Source organism: Flavobacterium sp. UGB4466 (assembly GCF_903469665.1).
GTDB classification, from domain to species: Bacteria; Bacteroidota; Bacteroidia; order Flavobacteriales; family Flavobacteriaceae; genus Flavobacterium; species Flavobacterium lipolyticum.
In genome coordinates, this window is the sequence record NZ_CAGKLC010000175.1 from 1 (window position 1) to 5,450 (window position 5,450).

The following is a 5,450-nucleotide window of genomic DNA, read 5'->3' on the forward strand; positions in this document are numbered from 1 at the left end:
ATCCTAGACTCTTAAATCTATCCAAATTAGTACTTCCTTTTATTGAAATGTCAGGGTTTGCTTTCCCTATGATTGATTCAATATATCTAAAACAATCAAATTGATTGAGTTTATATTTTTTACCATTAAATTTTTGTGCTGATTTCGATATTGCATCATTTAAATTACGAGTTACTTCTATTGTTTTTTTGTCGGCTGCATCGATATCATCAAGAGATATTTTACTCACCCCAGTTTTGATTTCGATGATATCATTTCGACCCATAGTCAAATGTGTCATTTGCTGCACTCCTTTTGAATCAGTATATATCAATCTATAATGATTTCCGCTGCCAATATTTACATCCTGCCTTATAATTGTAATTACGTCAAGCCCAAAAAAATCAAATGTTGCATTACTATCTTCTACATAAGCATAAAAGTTTGGGTTGTTTCCATGTAATCCAATCGGATCTTGGCTAATATATCCTCCAGTTTCAGGATTATAATACCTAAACCTATTATAATAAAGTCCTGTCTCTATATCCTCATACTGCCCCAACTGCCTAAAAGGGACAAAATCTCGATCACCTTTTAGATTACGTAAATCTCCGTAAATATCATAATCCGTTTCCCAGACTAATTCGCCAGTGTCATTATAAGCTTGTACGGGTCTGCCAATATAATCATTGATAATAGAAAACTTTTCATCTCCAACAATCTTAGCGCTTGGAACAAACGAACCTCCTTCATACACCCAAGTTATGAGATTCTCGATAGGTTCCGGTTTATCATAGACTAAGTCATCCTCAGTGGCTATTAATTTAGGACGATCTTTTAAATCGTATTTCCATTCATGAATAAGAACGTTTCCATCCCAAACATAACGATTTATTCTTTGGTTTGCAATTTTTGCGGTACGTCTGCCCAGGGCATCGTACTCAAAATGTACCGTTTTTCCATCCGGGTTGGTGATGCTCTCGAGCATACCATTCGCCAGCCAGCTATAGGTGGTATCTCCGTCCTGCCACTGCTCGTGTTCTTGCTGTAATCTGCTTTCTTCGGTTTTGTTGCCTGCCAGTTTATCGATCCAGTTGGTTGGTTCTTCGAATTTTAGTACTTCGTTGATGTTTCTGGTACTTTTGTGTATCAGATTACCCAGTTCGTCGTATTTGTAATGATACTTTTCGTCCTGTAACAGTTTACCACCTTTACCATACTTACGATCGCTACGATCGGGAGTTTTATAAAGATTTCCTACTGCATCCGGGGTTTTGTAAAGCTGTTCTTTACCATTATAATCTGCCTTTGCCAGATTACCAAAGTCGTCATAATCAAAGTAGGTGATATTGGAAGTCATTTGGTTTACCGCACTGCGCAGTTGCTGGTTGGTATCCCAGTTGTAAAAGCGTGATCCGGTGCGTTTGCCATTGGCAAATACTTCCTGTTCTTTTTGTTTTCCGCTGTTGTTGTAGCTGGTTTTAATGTGGAGTCCGCCGGTGGTAAAACGCTCTATTTCTCTTCCTAGTTCGTCGCGTTTCAGGGTGGTTTCCCACTTCTGGTGCTGTTCTTTGAGTTCGTTGCTTTGGGCTTCTATGCGCTCCAACTGTCCTTTTGAGTCGTAATGGGTACTGATCTCTGCTCCTAATGAACTATTTATACCTATACGCTGTCCCAGTTTGTTGTAAGTGGAGGTAAGGGTAATAGCATTATCATCTTTATCAAGCTGTTGTTTTTGGGTTTCTTTTACGATACGCCCCATTTCATCACGCTCCAGAAGAATGCTTACGTTTTGGTTCACGGCTTCTGTTAAAAGTCCGTTTTTGTTGTAAGTGTAGGTTTCCCAGGTACCGTCGTGATAGTCGGCTCTGGTGATGCGTCCCAGTGCATCCTGCTCGTACACAGTAAATTTTCCGTTGCCATGATCAATCCTGGTGACTTCACCTGCCAGATTGCGCTGGTACTTTTTCACCATACCGTCAAAAGCGGTTTCTTTGATTATTTGTCCGGCTTTGTTGCGGGTAAAATAGTAGACTTCATTGTCTTCGTTTTTGATGGCTTGCAACTGTTCCATCTTGTCGTAATCAAAACGTACTTTTACGCCATTTTGCTCGCGCGCAGCAAGACTTCCCAGTGGGGTATAACTGAACTTAATGTTATTTTTATTGTCTTTTAGCGCTATGACTTCGTCATAATTGTTATAGGTAAACTGTATGACATTGCTGTCTTTCTCTACAATTTGTCTTACGCGATCCAATGCGTCATAACTAAAATAATCGGCCATCTGCATTGGGGTGTAGATCGCTTGTACGCGTCCGCGATGGTCGTACTCCCATGATTTTAGTTTTTGGTTGTTCTCTCGCCACTCTATCAGATTGTATTGATCGTCATAAATCAGTTCGAGTTTATTGTTGTTTTTGGCCACTGTCGCTAGTAGTCCATTATCGTGATAACTAAAGTGGGTAGTGGTTTTATCGGGAGCAATAATCGTTTTAAGCTGATCTTCTCTGTCTTCTTTGTACAGATAAACGGTTTTATTCCCTTCGGGATCTATGGCTATCGACGGGCGGTTTTCCTCATCATAAATCATGATTTCTTGGGTACCATCTGGATAAACAGTGCCGGTTTTGTTTCCTCTGTCATCATAATTAAAGCCCAGGATGCGTCCTTCGGGATCAATCTCGCGATAGAGCTCCATAAACTCGGTATAATCGTAAAAGGTGCTGTTGCCCATGGCGTCTTTTACTTGTGTAATCAGCTGACTTGGCTCGTAATAATAAGTGGTTACAGCTAGATTAGAGTCTGTTATCAGATTGTAACCTTCCTCAGGATGGTATTCCATCCAGCCTTCCTGCCAACCGCCATCACCCCAGGTGTGTATACAGCGGTTTTGAGTGTCATATTCCCAGTAAAAAGCTTGTCCGTTACGATCCGTTTTTTTGACCATTAAATGATTTTCATATTCAATGGCTGTCGGTTTTTGCAATGCATCAATAATTGCACTTATGTTACCTTCGGAATCGTACTCATACGCCACTAAAAGTTCGTCCTGTTCCGGTCCGACAAGTTCCAGCTTTTGAATGAATCCGTCCTTAGTGCTTACTTTGATTTCTCTGCCTGCAGCATCGATGATTTTTTTCAGACGGTTGGCTGCAAATTCGAAAACGATGTTAAGTCCGCTAACATTACTAATTTTAGTAAGTTGGTATTTTTTACCGTCAAACAGGGTAAAATCGCAAAAAAGCTTGCTTTGATGATCGTAAGCCTGATAGCCGTCGGGAGTTCTTTTCAGAGTTGTTTTTTCTTCACGGAGGTAAAATTCTTCTTCAGGCAGCAATATTGGAAAAGCAACAAGTCGCCCGTCGTCCATGCGAAGTCCTAAGGCATTGTCTTCGGTATATAATTCTACAGCTCTGTCGTAGACACTATGCATTCCATAACCAAGCCAGCCCAAATAATCAGAATCGGAGTACCAGCTTCGTTTCCAGTTTAGTGGAATCGGACTGGTCAAATCAAAATCACTACCTTCATAAATGACCGCGCCATTGATCACGTTTACGGGATCATTAGCACACTTTCGGAGTCCATCTTTGAGTCCTTTAGGAGTTTTCGATCCTTTAAGGTTAATCTTTTTAACAAGTCCTCTGACTTTTTTCATCAGAGTACTAAAACCAATACTAGCTAATAAGCCTGTAAGGACTCCTCCCCAATCGGGAGGATAGGGTCCACCAACCATTACGGGTTTTCCGGTAGGGATAGGCAATGAAAATGAGGTTGGGGCAAAAAGGGTTGGGGCAAACGGTAACATTTTCTTGCCTATTTTGGTTTTCCCTAAAGACATCGATAGGGGGATGCCGATATCATTACATGTCATTAGCATATGTCCTTTGGGACTCATCCTCGTACCGTCTGAAAAAACGGTTTTTGAGGCGAAAAAATTCATACTTTCATGGCCTATGATAGGTGTCATAAGCCAGGGCGGTGTAAAAAGAGGAATGTGCATCAGTGGTATTATAATACCGCTGGTGTCCGAGTTTCCACGTTTAAAACCATTTACATGCACCGTGGCACCTAAAAACGGAATATAATCAAAAGGATCGATGACAATACCTATATAAGGATGAAAAGGGTTAAAAGGGGGTAGGGTAGTAAAATGGATGTCTATCCCCACTACAATGGTTAAATGGTTATCGGTTAATAGCATGTTTAGTAGGTGTCGCTTAATTATTGGGTGCTTCTATTATATTGGGGGGCTATTTATTTGCTATCCAATGTCATCACTTAAAGAATGATATGTCCATAGCTTTTTGTAAATACATTATGTTTACTTTATTTCTTGTAGGAAGAAGAAGAAAATCGAAATACAGTTATGAACGAAAATACAACAGTATTTTGGATACACAAACTAATTTGTAAGATTTATTATAAAGAAAAGGCTCTAATTTGTTAGTTTAAGAAATTAGAAAAAAAGCATATAAAAATCCCACTTCTTAAGAAATGGGATTTTTTTTCTGACTTTGGTTAGACAAATTAAAAATCATTCTACTTGCTCCAATCTTTTTTTATTCTAATTTCTTTATTTGCATAAGATGAAAAATTACTTTTATTTTAAGCAATGAAATTTTGTTTTATGATACTCAGAAAGTTCAGATTTATCGATAGCAATTATACCAATAGCCACCTATGAGAGGAATATTTTTTACAGTTTGTAGTTTTATACTATTTTTTAGTTGTCAAAATAATAGTAAGCCGGCGCAGAAGAATTCTGTTATGAAAGCAGAAAGTAAACCTAAAAATAAACTTCATGGAAATGACAACAAAGTTTATAACCTTACATTAGTCAAGTCTTTGCCAAAATACCCTGGCGGCATAGAGAAATTTCATGTTTTCCTAACAAAAAATTATGTCGTACCGAAAGAAGTGGCTGAAGATGAGCAACCTTCTGGCGCAGTTTTCGCTACTATTATCATAGAAAAGGACGGAACCGTGTCTGATATAGAAATTCTTCGTGATTTTGGTTATGGTTCGGGAAAAGAATTAGAAAGAGTTTTAAGATTATGTCCAAACTGGATTCCGGCGACTATAGACGGAGAACCGGTGAGGTGTTTGTACAGTATTCCATACTATGTTCAATAATCAATTATTATATATAATGAAAAACTATATTTATATCATTTTGTCTTTTGGAACATTTCTTTGCTATAGTCAGGAACCTCCCGCCATTTTTAAATTAAAATACAGTTTATTAAATACTGATTCAAATCACTTACTAAGTGAATTCAGAATAGATTCCCCTTCGTTAGAGTATTATAAAAAATCAAAAAACGCCTATTTGACAGAAAGCAATTGGGACAATTACAATGATCGAATTAGGATTGATAATGAGTTTGCTTATTTTTATATGGGGAACCCATTTCCTAGAGAAAATGACATAATTATTTTGAATATTTTTAGAAAGGATTATATTAAAA

3 protein-coding genes are annotated in these 5,450 nt (G+C 38.1%); 2 read left to right on the plus strand and 1 reads right to left on the minus strand.

Annotation, left to right across the window (positions count from 1 at the left end; translation table 11 throughout):
* Positions 1 to 4,183, minus strand: a 4,183-nt coding sequence (locus tag JO950_RS21065; protein WP_237732414.1) for a DUF6531 domain-containing protein, incomplete at its 3' end; no start/stop codon positions are given.
* Between the two features lie 566 nt (positions 4,184 to 4,749).
* Here JO950_RS21065 and JO950_RS21070 point away from each other — a divergent pair.
* The gene (locus JO950_RS21070) at positions 4,750 to 5,115 is read left to right on the plus strand and encodes an energy transducer TonB (RefSeq protein ID WP_202704406.1); all 366 of its coding nucleotides are present in this window, start codon (positions 4,750 to 4,752) and stop codon (positions 5,113 to 5,115) included.
* Positions 5,116 to 5,131: 16 nt separating this feature from the next.
* On the plus strand, positions 5,132 to 5,450 hold a 319-nt coding region (locus JO950_RS22355), incomplete at its 3' end, for a hypothetical protein (protein WP_237732415.1).

Excerpts from the sequence above, each read along its gene's own strand:
- JO950_RS21070 (WP_202704406.1), top strand. The coding sequence starts at position 4,750 with ATGAAAGCAGAAAGTAAACCTAAAAATAAACTTCATGGAAATGACAAC.